The organism is Actinokineospora alba (assembly GCF_004362515.1).
GTDB classification, from domain to species: Bacteria; Actinomycetota; Actinomycetes; order Mycobacteriales; family Pseudonocardiaceae; genus Actinokineospora; species Actinokineospora alba.
The window spans coordinates 4,116,762-4,141,487 of record NZ_SNXU01000001.1; the positions used below are offsets into that span (position 1 = coordinate 4,116,762).

General features: G+C 69.3%; 25 protein-coding genes. 17 read left to right on the plus strand and 8 right to left on the minus strand.

Annotation, left to right across the window (positions count from 1 at the left end; translation table 11 throughout):
• The first annotated feature begins 5 nt into the window (after positions 1–5).
• Positions 6–1,883, plus strand: coding sequence for an Hsp70 family protein (locus C8E96_RS19015; protein WP_091371656.1), 1,878 nt, complete (start codon positions 6–8; stop codon positions 1,881–1,883).
• Here C8E96_RS19015 and C8E96_RS34410 read toward each other — a convergent pair.
• A complete protein-coding gene (locus tag C8E96_RS34410) occupies positions 1,880–2,005 on the minus strand; it encodes a hypothetical protein (RefSeq protein ID WP_267463814.1) in 126 nt (41 codons plus the stop codon). The two genes, C8E96_RS19015 and C8E96_RS34410, sit on opposite strands and share 4 nt — an antisense overlap.
• 32 nt (positions 2,006–2,037) lie before the next feature.
• Between C8E96_RS34410 and C8E96_RS19020 the strand changes: the two genes are divergently transcribed.
• The 9 genes from C8E96_RS19020 to C8E96_RS19060 all read left to right on the plus strand — a co-directional run bounded on the left by C8E96_RS19020 (position 2,038) and on the right by C8E96_RS19060 (position 10,791).
• The gene (locus tag C8E96_RS19020; protein ID WP_091371654.1) at positions 2,038–2,232 is read left to right on the plus strand and encodes a DUF3046 domain-containing protein; all 195 of its coding nucleotides are present in this window, start codon (positions 2,038–2,040) and stop codon (positions 2,230–2,232) included.
• 181 nt (positions 2,233–2,413) lie between these two features.
• On the plus strand, positions 2,414–3,454 hold the full coding sequence (recA, locus tag C8E96_RS19025) for a recombinase RecA (RefSeq protein ID WP_091371651.1): 1,041 nt from the start codon (positions 2,414–2,416) through the stop codon (positions 3,452–3,454).
• Positions 3,454–4,035 carry a regulatory protein RecX gene (locus C8E96_RS19030; RefSeq protein WP_091371650.1) on the plus strand — a complete coding sequence of 194 codons (582 nt, stop codon included), beginning with the start codon at positions 3,454–3,456 and terminating at the stop codon, positions 4,033–4,035. The genes recA and C8E96_RS19030 overlap by 1 nt, the downstream gene beginning before the upstream one ends.
• 63 nt (positions 4,036–4,098) lie before the next feature.
• Positions 4,099–4,587 carry a tetratricopeptide repeat protein gene (locus C8E96_RS19035; protein WP_091371648.1) on the plus strand — a complete coding sequence of 163 codons (489 nt, stop codon included), beginning with the start codon at positions 4,099–4,101 and terminating at the stop codon, positions 4,585–4,587.
• A 66-nt stretch (positions 4,588–4,653) separates the two neighbouring features.
• Entirely contained in the window at positions 4,654–6,678 is a 2,025-nt protein-coding gene (locus C8E96_RS19040) for a discoidin domain-containing protein (protein ID WP_091371646.1), read from the plus strand.
• Between the two features lie 252 nt (positions 6,679–6,930).
• On the plus strand, positions 6,931–7,212 hold the full coding sequence (locus tag C8E96_RS19045) for a hypothetical protein (RefSeq protein ID WP_091371644.1): 282 nt from the start codon (positions 6,931–6,933) through the stop codon (positions 7,210–7,212).
• Between the two features lie 81 nt (positions 7,213–7,293).
• The gene (locus C8E96_RS19050; RefSeq protein ID WP_091371642.1) at positions 7,294–8,076 is read left to right on the plus strand and encodes a hypothetical protein; all 783 of its coding nucleotides are present in this window, start codon (positions 7,294–7,296) and stop codon (positions 8,074–8,076) included.
• Between the two features lie 44 nt (positions 8,077–8,120).
• Positions 8,121–10,034, plus strand: a complete 1,914-nt coding sequence (locus C8E96_RS19055) for a fumarate reductase/succinate dehydrogenase flavoprotein subunit (RefSeq protein ID WP_091371640.1) — start codon at positions 8,121–8,123, stop codon at positions 10,032–10,034.
• Position 10,035: 1 nt separating this feature from the next.
• Entirely contained in the window at positions 10,036–10,791 is a 756-nt protein-coding gene (locus C8E96_RS19060) for a succinate dehydrogenase/fumarate reductase iron-sulfur subunit (protein ID WP_091371638.1), read from the plus strand.
• Here the strand turns inward: C8E96_RS19060 and C8E96_RS19065 are convergent.
• A complete protein-coding gene (locus C8E96_RS19065; protein WP_166658049.1) occupies positions 10,772–11,683 on the minus strand; it encodes a DMT family transporter in 912 nt (303 codons plus the stop codon). The genes C8E96_RS19060 and C8E96_RS19065 overlap by 20 nt on opposite strands.
• Positions 11,684–11,753: 70 nt before the next feature.
• Between C8E96_RS19065 and C8E96_RS19070 the strand changes: the two genes are divergently transcribed.
• Positions 11,754–12,224: an Lrp/AsnC family transcriptional regulator gene (locus C8E96_RS19070; protein WP_228769743.1), complete on the plus strand. Its 471-nt coding sequence runs from the start codon at positions 11,754–11,756 to the stop codon at positions 12,222–12,224.
• Positions 12,225–12,282: 58 nt separating this feature from the next.
• Here the strand turns inward: C8E96_RS19070 and C8E96_RS19075 are convergent, their stop codons facing one another.
• From C8E96_RS19075 to C8E96_RS19090, 4 genes are all read right to left on the minus strand, one after another.
• Positions 12,283–13,179 (minus strand): amino acid ABC transporter permease, encoded by an 897-nt coding sequence (locus C8E96_RS19075; RefSeq protein WP_091371632.1) that lies wholly within the window; start codon positions 13,177–13,179, stop codon positions 12,283–12,285.
• Positions 13,176–13,826 carry an amino acid ABC transporter permease gene (locus C8E96_RS19080; RefSeq protein ID WP_091371630.1) on the minus strand — a complete coding sequence of 217 codons (651 nt, stop codon included), beginning with the start codon at positions 13,824–13,826 and terminating at the stop codon, positions 13,176–13,178. The genes C8E96_RS19075 and C8E96_RS19080 overlap by 4 nt, the downstream gene beginning before the upstream one ends.
• A 71-nt stretch (positions 13,827–13,897) precedes the next feature.
• Positions 13,898–14,773, minus strand: a complete 876-nt coding sequence (locus C8E96_RS19085) for a glutamate ABC transporter substrate-binding protein (protein WP_091371629.1) — start codon at positions 14,771–14,773, stop codon at positions 13,898–13,900.
• Between the two features lie 57 nt (positions 14,774–14,830).
• Positions 14,831–15,559: an amino acid ABC transporter ATP-binding protein gene (locus C8E96_RS19090; protein ID WP_176926745.1), complete on the minus strand. Its 729-nt coding sequence runs from the start codon at positions 15,557–15,559 to the stop codon at positions 14,831–14,833.
• Between the two features lie 182 nt (positions 15,560–15,741).
• Here C8E96_RS19090 and C8E96_RS19095 point away from each other — a divergent pair, with 182 nt between their 5' ends.
• Together C8E96_RS19095 and C8E96_RS19100 are read left to right on the plus strand one after the other, a co-directional pair.
• On the plus strand, positions 15,742–16,425 hold the full coding sequence (locus tag C8E96_RS19095; protein ID WP_091371625.1) for a response regulator transcription factor: 684 nt from the start codon (positions 15,742–15,744) through the stop codon (positions 16,423–16,425).
• 18 nt (positions 16,426–16,443) lie between these two features.
• Positions 16,444–17,847 carry a sensor histidine kinase gene (locus C8E96_RS19100; RefSeq protein WP_091371623.1) on the plus strand — a complete coding sequence of 468 codons (1,404 nt, stop codon included), beginning with the start codon at positions 16,444–16,446 and terminating at the stop codon, positions 17,845–17,847.
• A gap of 16 nt (positions 17,848–17,863) precedes the next feature.
• Here the strand turns inward: C8E96_RS19100 and C8E96_RS19105 are convergent, their stop codons facing one another.
• A complete protein-coding gene (locus C8E96_RS19105) occupies positions 17,864–18,799 on the minus strand; it encodes a TAXI family TRAP transporter solute-binding subunit (RefSeq protein WP_091371622.1) in 936 nt (311 codons plus the stop codon).
• A gap of 66 nt (positions 18,800–18,865) precedes the next feature.
• Here C8E96_RS19105 and miaB point away from each other — a divergent pair, with 66 nt between their 5' ends.
• Entirely contained in the window at positions 18,866–20,341 is a 1,476-nt protein-coding gene (miaB, locus tag C8E96_RS19110; RefSeq protein WP_091371620.1) for a tRNA (N6-isopentenyl adenosine(37)-C2)-methylthiotransferase MiaB, read from the plus strand.
• An 11-nt stretch (positions 20,342–20,352) separates the two neighbouring features.
• The gene (locus C8E96_RS19115; protein WP_091372820.1) at positions 20,353–20,811 is read left to right on the plus strand and encodes an Rv2732c family membrane protein; all 459 of its coding nucleotides are present in this window, start codon (positions 20,353–20,355) and stop codon (positions 20,809–20,811) included.
• Positions 20,812–21,132: 321 nt separating this feature from the next.
• Here the strand turns inward: C8E96_RS19115 and C8E96_RS19120 are convergent, their stop codons facing one another.
• Positions 21,133–22,398, minus strand: a complete 1,266-nt coding sequence (locus tag C8E96_RS19120) for a DUF349 domain-containing protein (protein WP_228769775.1) — start codon at positions 22,396–22,398, stop codon at positions 21,133–21,135.
• A gap of 704 nt (positions 22,399–23,102) precedes the next feature.
• Between C8E96_RS19120 and C8E96_RS19125 the strand changes: the two genes are divergently transcribed.
• Both C8E96_RS19125 and miaA read left to right on the plus strand, forming a co-directional pair.
• Entirely contained in the window at positions 23,103–23,819 is a 717-nt protein-coding gene (locus C8E96_RS19125) for a class III extradiol ring-cleavage dioxygenase family protein (RefSeq protein ID WP_091371618.1), read from the plus strand.
• Positions 23,816–24,718 (plus strand): tRNA (adenosine(37)-N6)-dimethylallyltransferase MiaA, encoded by a 903-nt coding sequence (miaA, locus tag C8E96_RS19130; protein ID WP_091371617.1) that lies wholly within the window; start codon positions 23,816–23,818, stop codon positions 24,716–24,718. The genes C8E96_RS19125 and miaA overlap by 4 nt, the downstream gene beginning before the upstream one ends.
• The last annotated feature ends 8 nt before the right edge of the window (positions 24,719–24,726 follow it).

Here is a 24,726-nt window from a genome sequence, read left to right on the forward strand (position 1 = left end):
GCGCTGTGAACGTCCTGTCCGTCGACCTGGGGACGTCCAACACCGTCGCGGTGCTCTCGGCCCACGGGCGCGCGCCGCGGGTGATCGAGGTGGACTCGTCCGCGACCATGCCGTCCGCGATCTACGCCGATGAGGACGGCGGACTCGTCGTCGGTCGCGACGCCGAGCGCCGAGCGCGGCTGGACCCGTCGCGGTTCGAGCCCAACCCGAAGCGCCGCGTCGATGAGGGCACGCTGCTGCTGGGCACCACCGTCGTCCCCGTGACCGACGCGCTCGCGGCGGTGCTGCGGCGGGTCGCCGATGAGACTTCCCGGCAGCTCGGCGGTGCCAAGCCCGACGAGGTCCGGCTGACCCACCCCGCGCAGTGGGGTCCGGTGCGACGCAACGTGCTGCTCTCCGCCGCGCGGCAGTCGGGACTCGGGTCCAACCTCGTGCTGGTCCCCGAACCGGTCGCCGCCGCCGCGCACTTCGCCTCCTTCGGCCACACCCTCGCGCCCAATCAGGCGCTCGCCGTGTACGACCTGGGCGCGGGCACGTTCGACGTCGCCATCGTCGCCGCGACCCAGAACGGGTTCGCCGTGCTCGCCGAGAACGGTCTGCCCGACCTCGGCGGCATGGACGTCGACCAGACGCTGCTCGAACACGTCGGCCGCCAGGTCTCCCACCGCGACCCGGGCGGCTGGCAGCGGTTGCTGCGCCCGGAGTCCCTCGCCGACCGACGCGCGCGACGGGCGCTGCTGGAGGACGTGAAGGCGGCCAAGGAGGCGCTGTCGCGGCACCCGCAGACCGAGGTGCCGATGCCGGAGCCGTTCGACGACGTGCTGGTCACCCGGGCCGAACTGGAGGCGTTGATCCGGCCGAGCATGCTGCGCAGCGTCGAGCTGCTGGCGGGCACGATCCGCGCGACCGGGTTGTCACCGGAGCGGCTTGTGGGGATCTACCTGGTGGGCGGGTCCAGCCGGATCCCGCTGGTGGCGACCTTGATCGCCGAACAGCTCCGCGTGGTGCCCACGAGCCTTGACCAGCCGGAGACCGCGGTCGCCCTTGGCGCGCACAACGTGTCCCAAGAGGGCATCAGCATGCGCACCTCGCAGGTCGGGCCGCAGTCCGGGGGAGTGCAGGCGCAGCCGTCGACGGGCGGGTTCCCCGCCCAGCAGCAAGCCGCCGGTGGTTTCGCGTCCCAGCATGGCGGGCAGCAGCCCGCGTCGGGGGGCTTCCCGGCGCAGTCGGGCGCCGCGGGATCGCAGCCGCCGCAGACCGGGTCCTTCGCCGCCCAGCAGAACTTTCCGCAGCCGACGCAGCAGGCCAACTTCCCGAACCTGGCGGGCAACTTCCCGACCCCGCCGCGGCAGCCCGCCGCCGCGGGGCGCAAGAAGCTGGTGGTCACCGCCGTCGCGGCGGTGGTCGCGCTCGCGGCGATCGCGGGCGGGATCTTCTACTTCACACGGTCGGGTGAACTTCCGACGGCGCAGTCCTGCGCGACCAAGGGCACTGCCGACGACAAGGGCTTCACCGACTGCCTGCGGCAGCTGGCGGGCGGCGTGCCGGACGCCAACACCTGCGAGCGCGGCGCCGACGTCACCTGCGCCCTGCCGGACGCTTACCGCGTGACCTACACCCACGCCGGTTCCACCGACGATGTCCAGCGCGTCTGGGAGACCGAGCTCGGCAAGGTGGACGCGGGCGAGCACGTCGTCGCCGACTGGCAGGGCAACGGCCTCGACGGCAAGCTGCGCGCAGGCGTCAAGGACGGGGTCGGGGTGTTGGTCTTCACGGTCAAGGACCGGCCTTTGGTGGGCACCCTCACCAAGTCCGACGCGGCCGATCTGAGCCCGGACAAGCTGGCCGACTTCTTTGCCGCCAACGTCCAGCCGGGAACCTAACGCCGGCGGTTTCGCAGGGCGATGAGGCCTACGACGATGGCGGCGACGCAGGCGCCGATGGATCCGATGGTCAGCCACAGTTCCTCGGTGGCCGACGGGTTCTCGATGGCGAAGGTGAACACGTGCCCGAGTGTGCCACCTACACTCAGCCCCGATGCGCATCACCGCCTTCCGGTCCCGCCTCGCCGAGGAATTCGGCGCCCAGCGGGCCGACACCATCGCCCACGACCACGTCTTCAGCGTGCTCGGCGGCCGCACGGTCGACCAGGCGCTCGACGCCGGGATTCCCACGAAGGAGATCTGGCGGGCCGTCTGCGAGGCCTTCGAGGTCCCGCCCGAGCGGCGCTGAACGCCGACCTACACCATCGGCGTGTCATTACCAGGATCGAACAGGTGTTCGCTACGATGTTGTCCACATCGGGTCCGCTTGTCCACAGACCGGCGGTGCCTTCCGAGAAACGTCGGCCCTTGCCCGTAGCGTCGGCGCCGTGAGTACGAAACAGTCTCGAGTCAACCGAGGTGGAACCAAGATGGCACCAGCACCCGACCGGGATAAGGCGCTCGAACTCGCCCTTGCCCAGATCGACAAGAACTTCGGCAAGGGCTCGGTCATGCGCCTCGGCGAGGAGGGCCGCGCCCCTATCGCGGTCATCCCGACCGGCGCGATCGCGCTCGACGTCGCGCTCGGCATCGGCGGTCTGCCGCGCGGGCGCGTGGTCGAGATCTACGGTCCGGAATCGTCGGGTAAGACCACCGTCGCCCTGCACGCGGTGGCCAACGCCCAGCGCAACGGCGGCATCGCCGCGTTCATCGACGCCGAGCACGCGCTCGACCCGGAATACGCCAAGAACCTGGGCGTCGACACCGACGCCCTGCTGGTGTCGCAGCCCGACACCGGCGAGCAGGCGCTGGAGATCGCGGACATGCTGATCCGCTCCGGCGCGCTCGACATCCTGGTCATCGACTCCGTCGCGGCGCTCGTCCCGCGCGCGGAGATCGAGGGCGAGATGGGCGACAACCACGTCGGCCTGCAGGCCCGGCTGATGAGCCAGGCCCTGCGGAAGATGACCGGCGCCATGAGCAACACCGGCACCACCGCGATCTTCATCAACCAGCTCCGCGAGAAGATCGGCGTCATGTTCGGCTCCCCGGAAACGACGACCGGTGGCAAGGCGCTCAAGTTCTACGCCTCCGTGCGGCTCGACGTGCGTCGCATCGAGACGCTCAAGGACGGTGGCGAGCCGGTCGGCAACCGCACCCGAGTCAAGGTGGTGAAGAACAAGGTCGCGCCGCCGTTCAAGCAGGCCGAGTTCGACATCCTCTACGGCAAGGGCATCAGCCGCGAGGGTTCGCTCATCGACATGGGCGTCGACCAGGGCATCCTCCGCAAGTCGGGCGCTTGGTACACCTACGAGGGCGACCAGTTGGGGCAGGGCAAGGAGAACGCCCGCAAGTTCCTGCTGGAGAACCCGGACGTGGCCGACGAGATCGAGAAGCGGATCAAGGACAAGCTCGGCATCGGCGCGAAGCTCGACGCCGACGAGACGGTCGCGGCTCCTGTCGAGTTCTAGTGGCGGAGCGCAAGTACGCGCGCAGGACTCGGGGGACGGGCGGCGACTCGTCCCCCGAGGAATCGCGTAAGACCGAGGAACAAGACCCGGCCGCCAAGGCCCGGGAGATCTGCTACCGCCTGCTCACGGTTCGTTCGAGAACCCGTCAGGAACTCGAACAAGCCTTGCAGCGCAAGGAAATCCCGGACGACGTCGCCCAGACCGTGCTCGGCAAGTTCGCCGCCATCGGCCTGATCGACGACGAGGCGTTCGCCGAGAGCTGGGTCCGTTCCCGCCACACCTACCAGGGCTTGGGGCGTCGCGCGCTCGCGATGGAGCTACGCCGCAAGGGCGTGGCCGACGAGGTCGTCGCCGAAGCTGTGGACGCGGTCGACAGCGAGGCCGAGGACGAACGCGCCCGGCAGTTGGTGCGCAAGAAGCTCGGCGCCATGTCGGGCCTGGAAGACCAGGTCCGCATCCGCAGACTCGTCGGAATGCTGGCCCGCAAAGGGTATTCGGAGGGCATGGCCTTCCGGGTGGTGCGCGAGGAGCTGTCCGCCTACGGCGGCGACGCGTCCGAGTTGGACACCATTCCGGACTGAGCCGCGCGGACCGGTCGTGCCAAATGGCGCGACCGCCCGGCGGGTGTCTGCGAAGCTGTCGCGGTGAACGAAGACTGGGAACGGCGCACCGCCGAAGCATGGGCCGCCATCGACAACCACGACGCCGAGACGTTCCGGGCGCTGATCGACACCCTGGCCGACGAACTCCCCGCGGACAGTGCGATCGCGGACTTCGAGCGGGCCTGCGCGTTCGACTCGACCGGCCACTCGGATCGTGCCGTCCCGCTCTACCGCAAGGCGCTCGACCGCGGTCTGACCGGTGAACGCAGGCGCCGAGCCGTGATCCAGCTGTCCAGTTCGCTGCGCAACATCGGCAACCCACAGGAGAGCGTCGACCTGCTGACCGCCGAGCTGAACGCGGGCTCCGACCACCTGGACGACGCCGTCCGTGCCGTGCTCGCCCTGGCGCTCACCGATCTCGGCCGGGAACGGGAGGCCGTGTCCCTGGCCATCGGTGCCCTCGCCCCGCACCTGCCGAGGTATCAGCGCTCCATGGCCAACTACGCCCGCCTGCTGGTGGAAAAGGAGTAGATCAGCTCTTTACGCGCGAATTACTCGCGAGTATCTTTCAGGTTTCGAACCTGGAGGAGGAACCCGATGATCCGTCCTCGCTTATCCGTCCGAAAGCTGACCGTCGCGGTCGCCGTGCTGCTCGCCGCGGGGGTCACGGCGCTGCCGGGGATGGGTCAGGCCGCCCAGAACCCGCCGGGCACTGAAGTCGGGGCGGTGGGCGTGCCGTTCAAGGGAACCCTGCCCGACGGCACGGTCCAGGGCTTCCTCGACGCCCACACCCACGTCTTCTCCAACGTCGCGTTCGGCGGGAACGTGGTCTGCGGCAAGCCTTTCGACCCCGCGGGCCCGCAGAAAGCGCTCGTCGACTGCCCGGACCACTTTCCCAACGGTGAGTTCGCCTGGTTCGAGAACTTCACCAAGACCGGCTCACCGGTCGGCACGCACGACCCGGTCGGGTACCCGACCTTCAAGGACTGGCCCGCGCACAATTCCCTGACGCACCAACAGGCCTACTACAAGTGGATCGAGCGCGCCTGGCGCGGCGGGCTGCGGCTGATGGTCAACCACCTCGTCGCGAACCGGCAGCTGTGCGACCTCTACCCGATCAAGAACCAGCCCTGCGGCGAGATGGACTCCATCCGGCTGCAGGCCCGCCTGATGAACGATTTGCAGAACTACATCGACGCGGAGAACGGCGGCGCGGGCAAGGGCTGGCTGCGAGTCGTACGCGGCCAGGACGAGGCGCGCAGGACCATCGAGGACGGCAAGCTCGCCGTCCTGCTCGGCGTGGAGACCTCCGAGCCGTTCGGCTGCAGGCAGATCCTCGGGGTCGCCCAGTGCTCGAAGGCCGACATCGACCGCGGACTCGACGAGATGCACGCGCTCGGCGTGCGGACGATGTTCGTCTGCCACAAGTACGACAACGCCCTGTGCGGTGTCCGCTTCGACGGCGGCGTAGCCGGGGTGGCGGTCAACGCGGCCAACTTCCTGGGCACCGGGCAGTTCTGGGACGCCCGCACCTGCACCACCGAGTACTCCGACAACACCGTCGCGGCAGGCGGGACGATCCCCGACGCGCTCAAGCCGCTGGTGCCGCTCCCGGTCTACCCGCCCGCGCCGCACTGCAACACCCGCGGGCTGACCGACCTCGGCGAGCACATGGTCAAGGGCATGATGGCGCGCGGCATGATGGTCGAGGTCGACCACATGAGCGTCAAGGCCGCCGACCGCACCCTCGACCTGCTCGAAGAGGTCCGGTACCCGGGTGTCGTGTCGTCGCACAGCTGGACCGACACGAAGTACTTCCCGCGGATCTACGCCCTCGGCGGCATGATCGCCCAGTACGGCCACTCCGCGCCGCAGTTCCTCGCGGGCTGGCAGCAGGGCGAGGGCTACCGCGACCAGCACGGCATCACCGGCTACGGCTTCGGCATCGACGTCAACGGTCTCGGCGGGCTGCCCGGGCCCCGTCCGGACAACGCGGGCAACGGCGTCACGTACCCGTTCACCTCGGTCGACGGCAGCGTGACGCTGGACCGGCAGCGGATGGGCGAGCGGACCTGGGACGTCAACCGGGAGGGCATGGCGCACTACGGCCTGATGCCCGACTGGATCGAGGACATCCGCCGGGTGGCGGGCGACGAGATCGTCCAGGACCTCGTCGGCGGCGCCGAGGCCTACCTGCGCACCTGGGGGGCCGCCGAGCGGTTCCAGGCCCCCGCCAACCTGGCCCGGGGCGCGACCGCGACGGCTAGTTCGTCGGAGTGGAGCCCCTGGTACGACTTCCGGCCGCACCGGGCCGTCGACGGCGATCGCGGCACCCGCTGGGCGTCGGGCTGGAGCGACGGCCAGTGGTACCGGATCGATCTAGGCGCCCAACGTCCGATCAGCCGGGTCGCGTTGCGCTGGGAGGCCGCCTACGGGTCGGCCTACCGGGTCGAGGTGTCCGATGACGGCCAGAGCTGGCGGTCGGTGGCGGCGGTCGACGGGGCGTCCGGCGGACTCGATGTGGTCTCATTCGCGCCGACTTCGGCCCGTCATGTGAAGGTCCAGGGAGTCCGCAGGGGGACGAACTACGGCTACTCACTGCGAGAGGTCGGCGTCTACTGAGATCCACTCGGGAACTGGCGGGAGCCGTTGCGGCGCAACGGTTCCCGCCAGTTTTTTGTGTCCGGTATCACCTGGTGTGTGCCCGAAATCACAAGGGAATATGCTTCTCCGTAGCGGGCCAGTGACCCACCGGTTCGCCCCATGTGGTACTTGTCACATCTGCTGTCGGCAGGCAAAGTCGGCAACGAGCGGGCACCCTCGGTCTACCCACGGCCGGGGTCCGCGAATGGACCGGCGTACGGAGGTGCGTACATGTCGAGCACGGAGATCCACGAACTGCAGCGAACCATCGGCCAGCTGCGGCACTGTGTCGGCGCGCTGCGGGGTCGCTACGGCGACATCCCCGCGGTGCGCAGGCTCATGAACGACATCGAACGGCTCGACATCGACTCGAGTGAGTTCTCCGCGACTCCCAGCACGCCCGTGCCCAGGCCCGCGGCCGAAGGCGAGTTCGTCGTCGTGCCGGACACCCCGTACGACCCCGCCCTGTGGCAGGGAGCCGACGACGAAGGAGTCGGCGGCTACCACCGATAACCCCCAGGGTCCCCCACCACGAGAGGTATCCGACGCGGGCCGCCCCGAGCCCGCGAGGATCGCAACAAAGACGAGGAAACGATGACGTCAGGCGTCGGCGCCCCCAGGCGGGCGCGGATCTCCGCGCGCACCCTTCGGACGGACCGGTGGTGGCTCCCGCCGCTGCTGACGAACCTCGGCCTGCTGACGTTCGTGGTCTACGCGGGCGCCCGTTCGTTCATGGGCAAGTGGTACTGGGTCGAGGAGTACGGCTACCTCACGCCGTTCTACTCGCCCTGCCTGAGTGAGTCGTGCCTGCCGGGATCCAGCCACTTCGGCACTCCGCTTCCGGAGCTGCCGGGCTGGATCCCGCTGGGCTTCGTGGCCCTGCCGTTCCTGCTGGGCTTCCGCCTGACCTGCTACTACTACCGCAAGGCGTACTACCGCTCGGTGTGGCAGTCCCCGCCCGCCTGCGCGGTCGCCGAGCCGCACGGCAGCTACTCCGGTGAGACCAGGCTGCCGCTGATCGTGCAGAACGCCCACCGGTACTTCTTCTACGTCGCGCTGGTCGTCTCGGTGATCAACACCTACGACGCGGTGCTCTCGTTCACCCACGGCGTCGGCCTCGGGTCGCTGGTCCTGTCGATCAACGTGATCCTGCTCTGGGCGTACACGCTGTCCTGCCACTCGTGCAGGCACATCGCCGGTGGCCGCCTCAAGCACTTCTCCAAGCACCCCGTGCGCTACCGCGCCTGGACGCTGATCTCCAAGCTGAACGTCCGCCACATGCAGCTGGCGTGGACGACCTTGGCGACGCTGATGCTGACCGACCTCTACGTGATGCTCGTCGCCAGCGGCGCCATCTCCGACCTGCGGTTCTTCTAGAAGACCCGCCCTCCCCACCACAGTTTGTCTTTCGAGAGGATCCAATGAGTCAGGTCGAGCGGCACTCCTACGACGTCGTCGTCGTCGGAGCGGGCGGCGCGGGGCTCCGCGCGGTGATCGAGGCCCGCCAGCGCGGGTTGCGCGTGGCGGTCGTGTGCAAGTCGTTGTTCGGTAAGGCCCACACCGTGATGGCCGAGGGCGGCTGCGCGGCGTCGATGGGCAACGCCAACTCCAACGACAACTGGCAGGTCCACTTCCGCGACACCATGCGCGGCGGCAAGTTCCTCAACAACTGGCGCATGGCCGAGCTGCACGCCCGGGAGGCGCCGGACCGCGTCTGGGAGCTGGAGACCTATGGCGCGCTGTTCGACCGCACCGAGGACGGCCGGATCAGCCAGCGCAACTTCGGCGGCCACACGTACCCGCGGCTGGCGCACGTCGGCGACCGGACCGGCCTCGAGCTGATCCGCACCATGCAGCAGAAGATCGTCTCGCTGCAGCAGGAGGACTTCGCCGAGACCGGTGACTACGAGGCGCGGATCAAGGTCTTCGCCGAGGTCACCATCACCGAGCTGGTCAAAGATGACGGCCGCATCGCGGGTGCGTTCGGCTACTACCGCGAGACCGGCCGGTTCGTGCTGTTCGAGGCCCCGGCCGTGGTGCTCGCGACCGGCGGCATCGGCAAGTCGTTCAAGGTCACGTCGAACTCCTGGGAGTACACCGGCGACGGCCACGCGCTGGCCATGCGCGCGGGCGCGACCCTGATCAACATGGAGTTCGTCCAGTTCCACCCGACCGGCATGGTCTGGCCGCCCAGCGTGAAGGGCATCCTGGTCACGGAGGGCGTGCGCGGCGACGGCGGCGTGCTGAAGAACTCCGAGGGCAAGCGCTTCATGTTCGAGTACGTCCCCGAGGTGTTCAAGGGGCAGTACGCGGAGACCGAGGAAGAAGCCGACCGCTGGTACACCGACCAGGAGAACAACCGGCGCACGCCCGACCTGCTGCCCCGTGACGAGGTCGCTCGCGCGATCAACTCCGAGGTCAAGGCGGGCCGCGGCTCACCGCACGGCGGCGTCTATCTCGACATCGCGAGCAGGCTGCCCGCCGAGGAGATCAAGAAGCGGCTGCCCTCGATGTACCACCAGTTCAAGGAACTGGCCGATGTGGACATCACCGCGGAGCCGATGGAGGTCGGTCCCACCTGTCACTACGTGATGGGCGGCATCGAGGTCGACCCGGACACCGCGGCGGCGAGCGTCCCCGGCCTGTTCGCCGCGGGTGAATGCTCCGGCGGCATGCACGGCTCCAACCGGCTCGGTGGCAACTCGCTGTCGGACCTGCTGGTGTTCGGCAGGCGCGCGGGTCTCGGCGCGGCGTCCTATGTGGAGTCGCTGGAGTCGCGGCCGACGGTGTCGCAGTCCGATGTGGACGCGGCGGCGGAGATGGCGCTCTCGCCGTTCGACCCGCCCACCGAGGGCGTCGAGGAGAACCCGTACACGCTGCAGAACGAGCTGCAGCAGTCGATGAACGACCTGGTCGGCATCATCCGCAAGTCGGAGGAGATCGAGCAGGCGCTGGAGAAGCTCGCCGAGATCCGCTCGCGCATCCGCAACGTCACCGTCGAGGGCCACCGGCAGTTCAACCCGGGCTGGCACCTCGCGATCGACCTGCGCAACATGCTGATGGTCAGCGAGTGCGTCGCCCGCGCGGCCCTGATCCGCACGGAGAGCCGCGGCGGCCACACCCGCGACGACCACCCCGGGCTTGACGCGCAGTGGCGCAACAAGCTTTTGGTGTGCAGCGCGAAGAACGATGACCCGGTCGTTCCTGGTGTCGAGGTGACGCCGAAGGAGCAGTTGCCGATGCGGCAGGACCTGATCGAGCTCTTCGAACTGCCTGAGCTGGAGAAGTACTACACCGAGGACGAGCTGGGCAGCCACCCGGGAAGGACGGCCTGAGGTGTCGTACAAGGCGAAGTTCAAGATCTGGCGCGGCGACGACCAGACCGGGGAGCTGCACGACTACCTCATCGAGGTGAACGAGGGCGAGGTCGTCCTCGACATCATCCACCGGTTGCAGGCCACCGCCGCGCCCGACCTCGCGGTCCGCTGGAACTGCAAGGCGGGCAAGTGCGGCTCGTGCTCGGCGGAGATCAACGGCAGGCCGAAGCTGCTGTGCATGACCCGGATGTCCACGTTCACCGAGGACGAGGTCATCACGGTCACGCCGCTGCGCGCCTTCCCGGTGATCCGCGACCTGGTGACCGACGTGTCCTTCAACTACCAGAAGGCCCGCGAGATCCCGTCCTTCACCCCGCCGCCGGGCCTTGAGCCGGGCGAGTACCGGATGAAGCAGGTCGACGTCGAGCGCTCGCAGGAATTCCGCAAGTGCATCGAGTGCTTCCTGTGCCAGGACACGTGTCACGTGATCCGCGACCACGAGGACAACAAGGAGTCCTTCGCGGGCCCGCGTTTCCTCATGCGGATCGCCGAGTTGGAGATGCACCCGCTGGACTCCGCGGACCGGGTCCGCGAGGCGCAGGACGACCACGGTCTGGGCTACTGCAACATCACCAAGTGCTGCACCGAGGTCTGCCCGGAAGGCATCAAGATCACCGACAACGCGCTCATCCCGATGAAGGAGCGCGTCGCCGACCGTAAGTACGACCCGATCGTCTGGCTGGGCAGCAAGCTGTTCAAGCGCGAGAAGGCGTGAGCTCCGGGGCTTCCGGAAGCTGAGTGCGGCTTCCGGAAGCCCTGGCCAGCACCACCTGGGCGGCGACGATGCCGACGAGCATCACGACCGAGCCGACGAGCTGAACGGGCGTCAGCAGTTCGCCGAGGAGCACCGCGGCCAGCCCGGCGCCCACCAGGATCTCCACGCACGAGATGAGGCTCGCCGCGGTCGACGAGATCGTGCGCTGCCCCAGTGCGCTGAGCAGGACCGCCGTGGCCATGCCCACGACACCGATCCACGTCAGCAGGAACCAGTCCGTCGCGTCCACCCGGTCGAACGGGAACGGCGCCAGGGGAAGCAGGCTCACCGCGCCGACGCAGGCGCCCCAGGTGGTGAGGACCAGCGGGTCGTGCACGCGGAGACCGTGTTCGGCCAACAGGAACCGGCCCGCCAGCGTCGCCGCCGCCACCATGGCGGTGAGCAGGCCGAGAACGTCCAAGGACATCGTCGTCCACACCTGGCTGACCAAGGCCAGACCCAGCAGGGTCGTCCCGATCCCCACCCACAGCGTGCCCGGCAGCCGGGTGCGCCGGACGAAGCGGATCCAGAGTGCGATCAGCACCGGGGCCAGGTATTCGATCAGCAGCGTGATCCCGACGGGCAGCCGGGTGATCGCGAACGTGTAGCTGACCTGGTTGAGAGACAACGTGAACACGCCGTAGAGGCCGAGCAGCCACCAATGTCGATAGTGGATGCGAAGGCTCCGCCGAGTGGCCACGGCCAGGAGCAGCAGGGCGACCGCGCCGATGGTCATGCGGCCCTGGATCACGTTGACCGCCGACAGCCCCGACCCGGCGAGCATTTTCAGCATGGGGGCGGAACTCCCCATGGCCACCGCGCCGAAAGCGGCGAGCACCAGCCCTCGTCTCATGTCCGCGACGCTAACCGAGGCGCCCATGGCCGCGATTGAAAGTTTTCCCGCCGAGGCGCAAGATTATTGCGTGACCACTGTGGCCCTGGATGAGACCGACCATCAGTTGCTTGCTTTGTTGCAGCGGGATTCCGCCCGCACCCTGGGTGAACTCGGCGAACTGGTGTCGCTCTCACCCAGCGCAGTGCAGCGGCGGATCGACCGCTACCGCAAGGCAGGGCTCATCGAACGCCACGTCGCCGTGCTCGACCCAGCACAGGTCGACGTGCTGCTCGCGGTGTGTCTGGTGACTCTCGCCAAGGAGTCCCGCGCGCTGCACGCCGCGTTCCGGCGCAGGCTCCTCGCCGCGCCGGAGGTCCAGCAGCTCTACAGCGTCTCGGGGGAGACGGATTTCGTCGTGGTGCTGGCCACCACGGGAATGTCCCACTTCCGAGAGGTGTCCGAGCGGCTGCTCAAGGACGCCCCCAACATCCAGCGCTACAGCACGATGTTCGTCCTCGACCCGGTCCGCACCGGCACCGCTCTGCCCACCCGCCGCTGAAAACGACGATGGCCGCCTCCCGGTGCGGGAAGCGGCCATCGAAGGGTCGGAATCGGGGTCAGCCCACGTTGGTGGCCCCGGCGCCCGCGAGGTCGTCGGCGTGCACGACGGCGGCTCCCTCATCGGTCTTGACGGCCTTCTTGCCCTGGCTCAGCCTGCGTTCGACGTAGATCGCGAACCGGCTCAGCGCGTAGTTGACGATGATGAAGATCACCGCGATCAGCAGATAGGTCTGGATCGGGTTGCTGAGGACCTGGACGATCTGGCCCCCGACGCGCACCGTCTCCTCATAGCTGATGATGAAGCCCAGCGACGTGTCCTTGAGAATCACGACAAGCTGGCTGATCAGCGCGGGGAGCATCGCCCGGAACGCCTGCGGGAGCAGGACCAGCCGGAGCACCTGTCCGCGGGTCAGGCCGAGTGACTCGGCCGCTTCGCGCTGTCCCTTGGGCAGGGAGTTGATGCCCGCTCGCACGATCTCGGCGATGACCACCGAGTTGTAGAGCGTCAGGCCGATCACCAGGTACCACATGGGTTCCAGGCTCACGCCGAACTCGGGCAGCACGCGTGCGACGAAGAAGATGGCGATGACGACGGGGATACCGCGCAGCAGTTCGATGAAACCGACGACGATCCAGCGGTACCACGGTGCCGAGGTGACCCGGGTGACCGCCAGGAGGGTGCCGATGATCAGCGAGAACACCACGGCGAGCACGGCCGCCATCAGCGTGTTGGCCAGTCCCTCGCTGATGCGGTTCCAGACCAGGTTGAACTGGGCGTCACTCGGGTCGAACAGCGGAGTCCACTTGTCCGCGTCGAACTGGTTCTGCTTGTCGAGCTGCCGGTACACCACGTACAGACCGGCGAGCAGACCCGCCACGGCGAGAATGCTGAACAGCAGGACCCGGCGCTTGGCCCGCGGTCCCGGGGCGTCGTAGAGGACGGACGCGCTCATCGGGCGATCGCCACCTTTCGCTCCAGCCAGCCGAGGAAGGCACCGGCCGGGAGTGTGATCAGCAGGTAGGCGATGACGATGCCGGTCAGCACGGGCAGTGCTGCCTCACCGCGCGACCCGGTCAGTGTGTCCGACACCGCGAACAGTTCCCCACCCACGCCGAACGCGCCGACGATGGCCGAGTTCTTGATCATCGCGATGATCACGCTGCCCAGCGGCGGCACGACGGTGCGGATCGCCTGCGGCAGGATAATGCTGGTCAGCGACTGGCCGAACGTCAGCCCGACCGCGCGCGCCGCCTCGGCCTGACCCGCGGGCACCGAGTTGATGCCACTGCGCACCGCCTCGCAGACGAACGCCGACGTGTAGAGCACCAAGGCGACGATGCTGAACCAGAAGTAGGCGCCGTTGATCCCCACCTCCGGCAGGCCGAAGGCGCAGAAGAACAACACCACGGTCAGCGGGCAGTTGCGGAAGACATTGACCCAGGACGTGCCGATCCACCGCAGTGGGGGCACGGGGGACACTCGGAAGCCCGCCAGGATCGTTCCGAGGATGAGCGAACCGACCATGGCGTAGCCGCAGATGTACAGGGTCTTGAAGAACCCGTCGCGGTACAGCGCGAAGTTCTCGAAAATGACGTTCACGTGGACTCCGAGCCCGATTAAGGCTCGGGGCGCCTGCCGGTCAGCAGACGCCCCGAGGGCGGGTCAGTCGATCAGCTGCAGGTGGCCAGCGTCGGCAGCTTGGGGGTCTCGGGCGCGACCTTGCCCGCGGTGTCCTTCCACGCCTTCTCGTACTCGGCGGACGACTCGCTCAGAGTCTTGTGGATGAACTCGCAGAACTTGGTGTCGCCCTTTTCGATGCCGATGCCGTACGGCTCCTTGGTGAAGGGCTTGCCGACAAGCTTGAAGTCACCCTTGCTGGCGTCGATCAGGCCGAGCAGGATCACGTTGTCGGTGGTGACGGCCTGCACCTGGCCGGTGCGCAGCGCGTCGGCGCACTTCGAGTACACGTCGAACAGCACGATGTTCGCCGCGTCGACGTACTGCTTGATCTTCTCGGCGGGCGTGGAGCCGGTGACCGAGCAGACCTTGGCGTTGGCGGCCTTGAGTGCTTCCGGACCCGCGATGTCGGAGTCCTTCTTCACCATCAGGTCCTGACCCGCTTCGTAGTACGGGCCCGCGAAGGAGATGCGCTCCTTGCGCTTGTCGTTGATCGTGTAGGTGGCGACGACGAAGTCGACCTTGCCCTGCTCGATGACCTCTTCGCGGATCTTCGAGGGGGTCTCCACCCACTCGATCTTGTCCGCGGAGATGCCGAGCTTGGCCGCGATCAGCTTGCCGATCTCGACGTCGAAGCCCGCGGGCTTGCCGTCGAGACCCTTGAGGCCGAACAGCGGCTGGTCGAACTTCGTGCCGATCGTGACCTTGCCCGCCTTCTGCAGCGTGGCCATGGTCGTGCCTTCGTCGAACTTCGCCTCGGTGTTGACCGGTGGGTTGGTTCCCGCGTCGTTGCCTTTGTCACCGCAAGCGGTCATCGAGAGGGCGAGAGCGGCGGTCACGGTGCCAACCAGAAGGCCCCGGAGTCGCATGTGGTGCTCCTTTGTTTTCGATTCGGCTGCGGTCCAGCCGAACAGTTGTGGGACTAGCTAGTGAGTAAGGATCTTGCCAAGGAAGTCTTTCGCGCGCGCGGATTTGGGCGCGGTGAAGAACTCGTCGGGCGTCGTGTCCTCCACGACCTCGCCGTCGGACATGAAGATCACCCGATGGGCTGCTTTTCGGGCGAAGCCCATCTCGTGGGTCACGACGAGCATCGTCATGCCCTCGCTCGCCAGCGAGGTCATCACGTCGAGCACCTCCTGGACCATTTCCGGGTCCAGCGCGGAGGTCGGCTCGTCGAACAGCATCACCTTGGGCTTCATCGCCAGCGCGCGCGCGATCGCCGCGCGCTGCTGCTGGCCGCCGGAGAGCTGCGCGGGGTACTTGTCCGCCTGGTTGGCGATACCGACCCGCTCCAGGAGCGCCATCGTCGTCTTGCGCGCCTCCGCGGCGGGCATCTTGCGCACCTTGAGCGGGGCGAGGCTGACGTTCTCGGCGATGGTCTTGTGGGCGAAGAGGTTGAACGACTGGAACACCATGCCGACCTCGGCCCGCAGCTGCGCGAGCTGCTTGCCCTCGGCGGGCAGCGGCTTGCCGTCGACCTCGATGAGGCCCGAGTTGATCGGCTCGAGCCGGTTGATGGCGCGGCACAGCGTCGACTTGCCGGAACCCGACGGACCCAGGACGACGACGACCTGGCCCTTCGGTACCTCGAGGTTGATGTCCTTGAGGACGTGCAAGGTCCCGAAGTACTTGTCCACCGCCTCCATCCGGATCATGGCTGGGGCGGTGTTCGAGGCGGTCATGTAGGTCCTCCACGAGCGCGTTCGTGACGATTGCGGCTTCGGCGGGCACGCGATGGCGGAAACCTACTCCGGCTCCCGCCGATGTCCAGGCCAGTTGAGCAACACTTAGGGTCTCAACTCTGTCACACAGCCGCCTGGTGAACCGGAGGACACGCGTGCGAGTGCTGCTCGTGGAAGACGACGACAGGGTCGCGGAGGCGCTGATCCCGGCCCTGGTGCGGCGCGGACTGGCGATCAAGCGGCTCGCGTCGGGCGCCGGGGTGCTCGACACCGTCCGCGAGGTCGACGTGGTCCTGCTTGACCTCGGCCTGCCCGACGTCGACGGGATCGTCCTCTGTCGACAGATCCGCGCGGCCAGCGACGTGGCGGTCATCGTGGTCTCCGCGCGCGGCGAGGTCGACGACCGCATCCTCGGTCTTCGCGCGGGGGCGGACGACTATCTGGTGAAGCCCTACGACGTGGACGAACTCGTCGCCCGCGTGCACGCCGTGCGCAGGCGCAAGTCGCCAACGCCCGGCGGGCCGGGCATGGCGGGGGTCGCCGAGGTGGGTGACGTCCGGGTCGACCTCGACCGGCACGAGGTCACTGTGGACGGTGCGGTGATCGCCTTGTCCCGCAAGGAGTTCCACGTGTTCTCGCTGATCGTCGCGGCCCAGGGCTCGGTGTGCACCCGGGACCAGATCCTCGCCGAGGTGTGGGGTCGGGCGGGCTCGGCGGAGAACCGCTCGCTCGACGTGCACGTCGCGACGCTGCGCACCAAGCTCGGCAGGCCCGCGCTGATCGAGACCGTTCGCGGGGTCGGATACCGGCTGGCGAACCAGCCGGGCAAACTCGTCTGAGCAACCTGGGGAGGTCTCGTGCGGACGCGGCTGTTGGGGATGATCTGGTTTCTCGTCGCGCTGGTCGTGTTCGGGCTGGGCATTCCGCTGGCGATGGCCGTGGCGGGCGCGGAGCAGCAGAAGCTTTTCCTCGACCGGCTCACCGACACCAGCCGGTTCGCCTCGATGGCCCAGCGCCCGCTGACCGACGCCCGGCCCGAGTCGCTGCGTGAGGAACTGCAGCGGTACTCCGAGATCTACGGCATCGACGTGGTGATCGTCGACCAGGACGCGAACCCGGCGGTCGGCTCGGGGCGCACGGACGCCCCCAGCCCGGTCGACCTGACCGATCCAGAGGTGCGTGAGCAGGTGCAGGCCGCGCTCGCGGGCACGCGCCCGAAGGTCGGGCCGCTGGTGCTGCCATGGGACGACGAGCCCTTGGTGCTGGCCGGGCCCGTGCTGGTCGACGGGGAAGTGCGCGGCGCGGTCGTGTCGGTGTCGCCCACCGACCGCAGCCGGTCCCGGATGCTCTGGTGGTGGCTGCTCATCGGCGCGGGCGGCGTCCTGGCGTTCGGGCTCGCGCTGATGCTCGCCGTGCCGGTCATCCAGTGGATCCTGCGGCCCGTCCGCAGGCTCGACGAAGCCACCGGGTCGCTGGTGAGCGCCGTGGTGAGCGGACGCGACGCCGAGTTGGTCGGTGGCGCCCACGGGCCTCCTGAGCTGCGCAAACTCGGCAAGTCGTTCGACCAGATGGCGGCCAGCGTCGGCGACACCCTCGCCGCCCAGCGCGCGTTCGTCGCCGACGCGTCGCACCAGCTGCGCAACCCGCTGACCGCGCTCAAGCTGCGGCTGGTCAACCTCGAAGGCCACGTCGACGCCGAGGCCGAGGTCCACCGGGTCGCGGCCGCCGCCGAAGCCGACCGGCTCAACCAGATCCTCGACGAGCTGCTGTCGATGGCGCGGGCCGAGAGCGCGGGCAGCGATCTGGTGCCCACCGACGTCGACACCGTCGTCGCCGAGCGGGTCGCCGACTGGCGGGTCGTGGCGGTCTCGCGCGACATCACGCTGGACTGCGTCGGCGCGGCGGGCGACACGTGGGCGATGGCCCCGCCGCGCGGCGTCGACGGCATCCTCGACGCGCTGCTGGACAACGCGCTGAAGTTCACCGGATCAGGTAGTGCCGTGGAACTCGCGGTCGACGTGGTCGACGACGTCGTGCGGCTGTCGGTGCGCGACCACGGCCCTGGTCTTCGACCCGAGGAACTGGAACGGGCCACCGACCGGTTCTGGCGCAGCCACAGCCACCAGAACGTCCCCGGCTCCGGGCTGGGCCTGGCCATCGTCAGCCGCATCGTCGCCAGGGCGGGCGGGGACCTGCGGCTCGACCTGCCCGAGGGCGGCGGCCTCCGGGTGACCGTCGACCTGCCCGCCGACCGGCTTTAGGTCCTGTCCGACCTGGTCAGGCCTTCTCGTCGCGGTAGTAGCGCAACGCGCCCGCGTGCAGCGGGACCGGATCGGTCTCGATGGCCGAGTGGATGTCGATGGCCAGGGCCGCGCGGTTCGCCCTCGCCAGCTCGCCGTGCGCGTCGAACAGGCCCCGGACCAGCGCCTCGGCGACGTCCGTGGGCATCGCGTCGGTGACGAGCAGGTAGTTCGGCACGGCCAGCGTGGTGACCGGCCCGCCCGCCAGGTTGTACGTCGACACCGGGATCGACGCGGTGTTGTAGACCGGGTACTGGTTGCGCATGTTCGGCATCGCGTCGGTCAGGTCGAGCAGGCGCAGCGGGACCACCGCGGCCAGGTCGGTGATCGCCTTCGTCGGCAGGCCGCCCGACCAGAAGAACGCGTCGACCTGCCCGCGCTTGAACGCCTCGATGGACTCGGTCAGCCCGAGGTGCACCTTGCTCAGCGTGCCCGGGTCGGACAGCCCCGAGAGTTCCAGGAGGCGTTTGGCGATGAACGCGACCCCGGATTCCGGCGAACCGATCGCCACCCGCGCGCCGCGCAGCCCGTCGAGGTTGCGGATCGAGCCGTCGCCGCGGACCACGACGTGCAGGTAGTCGTCGTAGAGCCGGGCGAGCGCCTGCGGCTTGCGCGGGGTGTTCGTGGGCTGGGCGGCGACGTCGGCGGCGCTGAAGGCGACATCGGCCTCGCCGGCGCACAGCTTGCGGATGTTCTCCGGGGATCCGCTGGTCTTGAGGACCTCCGGCCGCTCGATCACCAGCTGCCGCTGCCAGGCGTTGGCCAGCGATTCGGACAGGCTGTGATAGACCCCGGAGGGGAACCCGGCGGCGATCCGCAGCCGCACCCCGGCGAACTGGCTGTCGCACCCGGACAGCGCGCTCGCCAGGCAGACCAGGGCCAGGACCATGCCGCCGAGTCGTGTCCGCACCATTGGCCGATCGTGCCAGACGCCTGCCTTCGGCGGGACCGGGATGGCCGCGTACCCTCGGACAGCGAGATGAGCGCGCGCACTTACGAAGTTCGCACCTATGGGTGCCAGATGAACGTCCACGACTCCGAGCGGCTGTCGGGGTTGCTTGAGGACGCAGGCTACGTCGCCGCCGACAGCGGCGCCGTCGCCGATGTCGTCGTCTTCAACACCTGCGCGGTCCGGGAGAACGCCGACAACAAGCTCTACGGCAACCTCGGCCACCTCGCCCCCGCGAAGACGTCGAACCCGGACATGCAGATCGCCGTCGGCGGCTGCCTCGCCCAGAAGGACCGCGGGGAGATCGTCCGCCGCGCCCCATGGGTCGACGTCGTGTTCGGCACGCACAACATCGGCTCGCTGCCCGCCCTGCTCGACCGGGCCCGGCACAACCAGCGGGCCGAGGTCGAGATCCTGGAGTCGCTGGAGGTCTTCCCCTCCACGCTGCCCGCCCGGCGCGACTCGGCGCACTCCGGCTGGGTGTCGATCTCGGTGGGCTGCAACAACACGTGCACCTTCTGCATCGTCCCGTCGCTGCGCGGCACCGAGCGCGACCGGCGCCCCGGCGACATCCTGGCCGAGGTCGAGGCCCTGGTCGCCGAGGGTGTCCTCGAGGTGACCCTGCTCGGTCAGAACGTGAACTCCTACGGCGTCGAGTTCGGCGATCGCTTCGCCTTCGGCAAGCTGCTGCGCGCCTGCGGCGAGATCGACGGCCTGGAGCGGGTCCGGTTCACCTCCCCGCACCCCAAGGACTTCACCGACGATGTCATCGCCGCGATGGCCGAGACGCCGAACGTGTGCCACCAGCTGCACATGCCGCTGCAGTCCGGATCGGACAAGGTCCTCAAGGACATGCGCCGGTCGTACCGCACGGCCCGCTACCTCTCGATCATCGAGAAGGTCCGCGAGGCCATGCCGGACGCGGCCATCACCACCGACATCATCGTCGGCTTCCCCGGTGAGACCGAGGAGGACTTCCAGGGCACCCTCGACGTCGTCCGCCAGTCCCGCTTCGCCAGCGCCTTCACGTTCCAGTACTCCAAGCGCCCCGGAACGCCGGCGGCGACGATGGCGGGACAGGTGCCGAAGAAGGTCGTCCAGGAGCGCTACGAGCGGTTGATCGATCTGCAGGAGGAGATCTCCTGGGACCTCAACAAGGAACTGGTCGGCCGCACCGTCGAGGTCGTCGTCGCGGCGGGGGAGGGGCGCAAGGACGCCGACACCCACCGGATGAGCGGTCGCGCGCGCGACAACCGCCTGGTGCACTTCGCCCCGACCGGGGCCACCGAGTCGATCCGCCCCGGCGACGTCGTCGAAACGACCATCACCTACGCCGCCCCGCACCACCTGGTCGCCGACGGTGACGTCGTGTCCCACCGCCGGACCCGCGCGGGCGACCACCACGAGGCGGGCATCCGCCCGAAGACGACGGGGGTCGGCCTTGGCCTGCCCGCGTTCGGCGTGCCCGCCCCGCTGCCCGAGGCCACCGGCTGCGTGACCACGTGAGCGAAGACGACATGGCAGGCCTCAAGCGCGAGATCGACGAAGTCGAGCACCAGGCGGCCCGCACGGTCGAACTGGGTGGCCGCGCGGTGATCATCTCGGTCGCGGTGTTCGTGCTGATCGTCGGCTACCTGCTGCCGTGGATGGGCAGTGCCCCCGGCTGGGAAGTCCTTCTGCACCAAGGGGATGCGGCGGGCAAGGCCGGAATGGTCCCCCGCCTGTTCGCCGCGACGGCGGCCCTGTTCGGCGTCGTCACGTCGGTGCTGGCGCTGATCACCCGACGCTGGGGACTCACCTGGGTGTGCGCCCTGGGTTCGTGGTTCGCTTCGGTGGACGGCCTCCTGGCGATCTGGACGCGCCAATCGGTAGCGGGCCTGACCTCACCCGGCCCCGGCATCGGCCTGATCATCAGCGAAATCGCCATGGTCACCCTCGGCGTCCTCTGGTTCCGCACGGCCTGGTCGAGGCTTTAAGCATCGCGCTTTCCTGATTCGCAAAGACCTCGGATGGCCTTGCGATTCTTCAGCGAGAAGCGACACTTTGTTCATCGGCGGCCGGCCACTCGCGCCACTGGGTGGCCTGAGCGCCGGCGGAGTCCCCGGCCCGCACCCAGCACGGACTTGATCATCAGCGAATCGCCGAGTCACTCCTGGGCGTCCTCTGGTTCCGCACGGGTGGTCGAGGTTCGCGCCTGAATGTCGAACTCACTTGCCGGGAGGGGCGACTCGTTTGCTGGAAGGGGCGACTCGCGGGTATGGGAAAGGCCGCCCCGGAGGGCGGCCTTTCGTTGAACCTCAGCGGGAAGCGACAGCCTGCTCGGCCGCTGCCAGCCACTCACGCCACTGTGCGGCCTGAGCCTCGGCCTGCTCGGCGCGGCGCTTGTCGCCGGCTGCCCGGGCCTTCGCGGCCTGGGCCTCGAACTGCTCGACCCGCTCACGGAACTGCGCGGCCCGTGCCTCGGCCTCGGGGTCGGTCTTGCGCCACTGCGCGTCGGCCGCGGTCCGGACCTTCTCCTCGACCGTGCGCATGCGGCCCTCGAGCTCACGGATCCGCTCGCGCGGGACCTTGCCGATGAGCTCCCACTTCTCCTGGATCTTGTGGAGCTGGGCCCGCGCGGCGTCGAGGTCGCCCTTGACGTTGATCTTCTCCGCCTCGGCGAGCAGCTCTTCCTTGAGCTTGGCGTTCTGCGCGAACTCCGCGTCCCGCTCGTCGAACACCGAGGAGCGCCTGCTGAAGAACTTGTCCTGCGCCGCCCGGAACCGCTGCCACAGCGTGTCGTCGGCGTCCTTGGGCGCGCGGCCCGCCGCCTTCCACTCCAGCATCAGGTCCTTGTAGCGGGCGGCGGTCGGGCCCCAGTCGTCGGACTCGGACAGCAGCTCGGCCTCTTCGACCAGTTCCTGCTTGCGCGACTTGGCCGTGGAGCGCTGGCGGTCGAGGTCGGCGAAGTGCGACCCGCGCCTGCGGTTGAACGTGTCACGGGCCTTGGAGAACCGGCGCCACAGCTGCTCGTCGGTCTTGCGGTCGACGCCCTTGATCGTCTTCCACTCGTCGAGGATCTGGCGCAGCCGGTCGCCCGCGACTTTCCACTGAGTCGACTCCTCGGCCAGCTGCTCGGCCTCGGTGACCAGCTCTTCCTTGCGTGCCACCGAACCGGCCCGCGCCTCGTCCCGCGCGTGCTTGGCGTGGTCGAGCGCGACCGCGGCGTGCGCGATCACCTGGTCGAGCCGGGCCTCCAGACCCACCAGGTCGCCGACGACGTGCGCCTCGGCGAGGGAGTCCTTGATGTGCTTGGCGTTCGTCGCCGCGTGCTTGGGATCGCCGGACCCGGCGGCGAGCCGGGTCTCGAGCAGCTCGACCTCGGTGCGGATGTCGTCGAACCGACGCGCGAAGTGCGCGAGCCCTTCCGCGGGCTCACCGGCCTGCCACGACCCGACCACGCGCTCACCGTCTGCGGTGCGCACGTACACGGTGCCTTCCTCGTCGACCCGACCCCACTTGGACGGGTCGGCCGACGCCACCGCGACGGGCGGCAGCGCGTCGACCGGAGCCGCGGTGGGCACGGGCGCGGCGACCGGCGCGGCGTGCGCGACCTTCGCGACAGCCGACGGCAGCGCGGCGGGCTTGGGCACCGGCTTCGCCGCGGGCTTTGCGGGGGCTTCCTCAGCGGCGGGCTTGACCTCTGCCGCCTCCGTCGATTCTGCCTGGTCGGCGGCAGGGGCCTCAGCGGCCGCGGACTGGGCCTCGGCCGCACCATCGGTGTCACCGGTGGTGACATCGGCCGCCGTGGGGCTCGCGGTCTCGGTTTCGGGCTCCACGGCCACCGGGTCGCTCGCCTCGGCGTCAGTGTTGTCCTCGGAGATGTCGGCGCCCGTCACAGCCGCGACCTCGGCCGGGTCGACGGGTACAGCGGGGCGGGGTTCGCCTCCCGGACCTGGCGTGACCGCCTCGGGAACGCTCCCAGGCGCATCGACAACGGCGTCTACACCGCTGTTCCGCTCCGTCACCGTCTCGGCGCTGTTGTCCCTGTCCGTCATGGCCGGCTCCTTTTGCCTGCGTGCCCGTGTTCCCACGGGCGCCCCGCTCGCGGCGGGGCCCAGCACTGTTCGTACGACCCTCAGGCCGTGCGGCTCTACCCGCGCGCATTCAAACAGGTCAGGCGCCGCCTGGGTACTCCGAGGGCCGCAATGGTCATCATGGTGCCGCAACTCGGCCGTTCGTGGGCCGTCAACGACAAGATACTTCGACGGACAGTAACCTCGGCCGGGTGATATCCCGCGTCGCGGTGCTTCCGCAGCCACCCCTGCTCGTGCCCGAACTCGTCGGCGGGGACGACGTCGACGCGGTGGCCGTCCGGGCGGCGGCCGTGGCGGTCGCGAAGGACTTGGCGCAGGTCGCGCCCACCTGGCTGGTCGTCGGCGTGGGGGAGCGGGCCGAGCGGATCGAGAACGCCGCGGGGACCTTCCGCGGCTTCGGCGTCGACGTGCGGGTCGAGCTTGGGCCGGGTGCCGCCGAGCGGGTGGCCGATCTCGACCTGCCGCTGCCCGCGCTGGTCGCCGGATGGCTCCGCGCCCAGGTCGGGGCCGCCGAGGTCGCCGTCGAACTGGTTCCAGCGGACCTGCCGACCGAGCAGTGTCTCGCCGAAGGCAGGCGACTCGCGGGCGGTGAGGAGCCCGTAGGTCTGCTGGTGCTCGGCGACGGGTCGCACCGCCACGGCGACAAGGCGATCGGCAGGCCCGACGCCCGCGCGGGCTCGTTCGACGACTCGATCGCGGCGGCGTTCGCCCAGGTCGACCTCGACGCGCTGCTGGCCATCGACCCGGCGGAAGCCGACGAACTCGGCGCCGTGGGCCGAGCGCCGTGGCAGGTGCTCGCCGGGGCGGTCCGGGCGGACGGCCGGTCCTGGCGGTGCGTGCGCTCAAGCGTCCAGCTGCCCTTCGGCCTCGCCTACCACTTCGCCGTCTGGGAACCGGTGGCCTCGTGACGCTGAGTGTCGCCGTCGTGGGTCCGACGGCCACCGGCAAGTCCGACCTCGGTGTCGCCCTTGCCGAGCGCCTCGGCGGCGAGGTGGTCAACGCCGACGCCATGCAGCTCTACCGGGGCATGGACATCGGCACCGCGAAAGTCACCATGGACGAGCGGCGGGGCATCCCGCACCACCAGCTCGACGTCCTCGACGTGCGCGAGACCGCCTCGGTGGCGGCCTACCAGCGGCACGCCCGCGCGGCCGTGGAGGACATCCTGGCGCGCGGCCGGGTCCCGATCCTGGTCGGCGGCTCCGGCCTCTACGTGCAAGCCGTGGTGGACGAACTGGACTTCCCCGGCACGGACGCCGCCCTGCGCGCCCGGCTGGAATCCGAACTGGACACGGTGGGCGTGGCCCCCCTCTACGCGCGGTTGCGGGTGCTCGACCCGGTGGCCGCGGAGTCGATCCTGCCCACCAACGGCAGGCGGGTCGTGCGCGCGCTCGAGGTCATCGAACTGACCGGCCGCCCGTTCTCCGCGACGATGCCCAAGCCCGGCCCCGCCCGCTACGGCATGGTCATGGTCGGCATCGACCGCGACGCCGCCGCGCTGGACGAGCGGGTCGACCTGCGCGTCGAGCGGATGTTCGCGGGCGGGCTCGCCGAGGAGGTCCGCGAGTTGGAGAACCAGGGCCTGCGCGAAGGCCGGACCGCGTCCCGCGCGCTCGGCTACCAACAGGTCTTGACCGCCTTCGACGGCGATTACGACCTCGACGCGGCCGCGGCCGAGACCGCGCGGGCGACTCGCCGGTTCGTCCGCAGGCAGCGCTCGTGGTTCCGCCGCGACAAGCGCCTGACCTGGCTCGACGCCGCCCGCCCCGACCTGGTCGACGCGGCCGCGGCCCTGGTCGAACGGTAACCTGGGCA

Bases quoted from the DNA above. Each gene is read 5' to 3' on its own strand.
- C8E96_RS19020 (WP_091371654.1), top strand. From the start codon at position 2,038: ATGCGCATCACCGCCTTCCGGTCCCGCCTCGCCGAGGAATTCGGCGCC.
- recA (WP_091371651.1), top strand. From the start codon at position 2,414: ATGGCACCAGCACCCGACCGGGATAAGGCGCTCGAACTCGCCCTTGCC.
- C8E96_RS19040 (WP_091371646.1), top strand. From the start codon at position 4,654: ATGATCCGTCCTCGCTTATCCGTCCGAAAGCTGACCGTCGCGGTCGCC.
- C8E96_RS19045 (WP_091371644.1), top strand. From the start codon at position 6,931: ATGTCGAGCACGGAGATCCACGAACTGCAGCGAACCATCGGCCAGCTG.
- C8E96_RS19050 (WP_091371642.1), top strand. From the start codon at position 7,294: ATGACGTCAGGCGTCGGCGCCCCCAGGCGGGCGCGGATCTCCGCGCGC.
- C8E96_RS19055 (WP_091371640.1), top strand. From the start codon at position 8,121: ATGAGTCAGGTCGAGCGGCACTCCTACGACGTCGTCGTCGTCGGAGCG.
- C8E96_RS19065 (WP_166658049.1), bottom strand. From the start codon at position 11,683: ATGAGACGAGGGCTGGTGCTCGCCGCTTTCGGCGCGGTGGCCATGGGG.
- C8E96_RS19075 (WP_091371632.1), bottom strand. From the start codon at position 13,179: ATGAGCGCGTCCGTCCTCTACGACGCCCCGGGACCGCGGGCCAAGCGC.
- C8E96_RS19085 (WP_091371629.1), bottom strand. From the start codon at position 14,773: ATGCGACTCCGGGGCCTTCTGGTTGGCACCGTGACCGCCGCTCTCGCC.
- C8E96_RS19090 (WP_176926745.1), bottom strand. From the start codon at position 15,559: ATGATCCGGATGGAGGCGGTGGACAAGTACTTCGGGACCTTGCACGTC.
- C8E96_RS19105 (WP_091371622.1), bottom strand. From the start codon at position 18,799: ATGGTGCGGACACGACTCGGCGGCATGGTCCTGGCCCTGGTCTGCCTG.
- miaB (WP_091371620.1), top strand. From the start codon at position 18,866: ATGAGCGCGCGCACTTACGAAGTTCGCACCTATGGGTGCCAGATGAAC.
- C8E96_RS19115 (WP_091372820.1), top strand. From the start codon at position 20,353: ATGGCAGGCCTCAAGCGCGAGATCGACGAAGTCGAGCACCAGGCGGCC.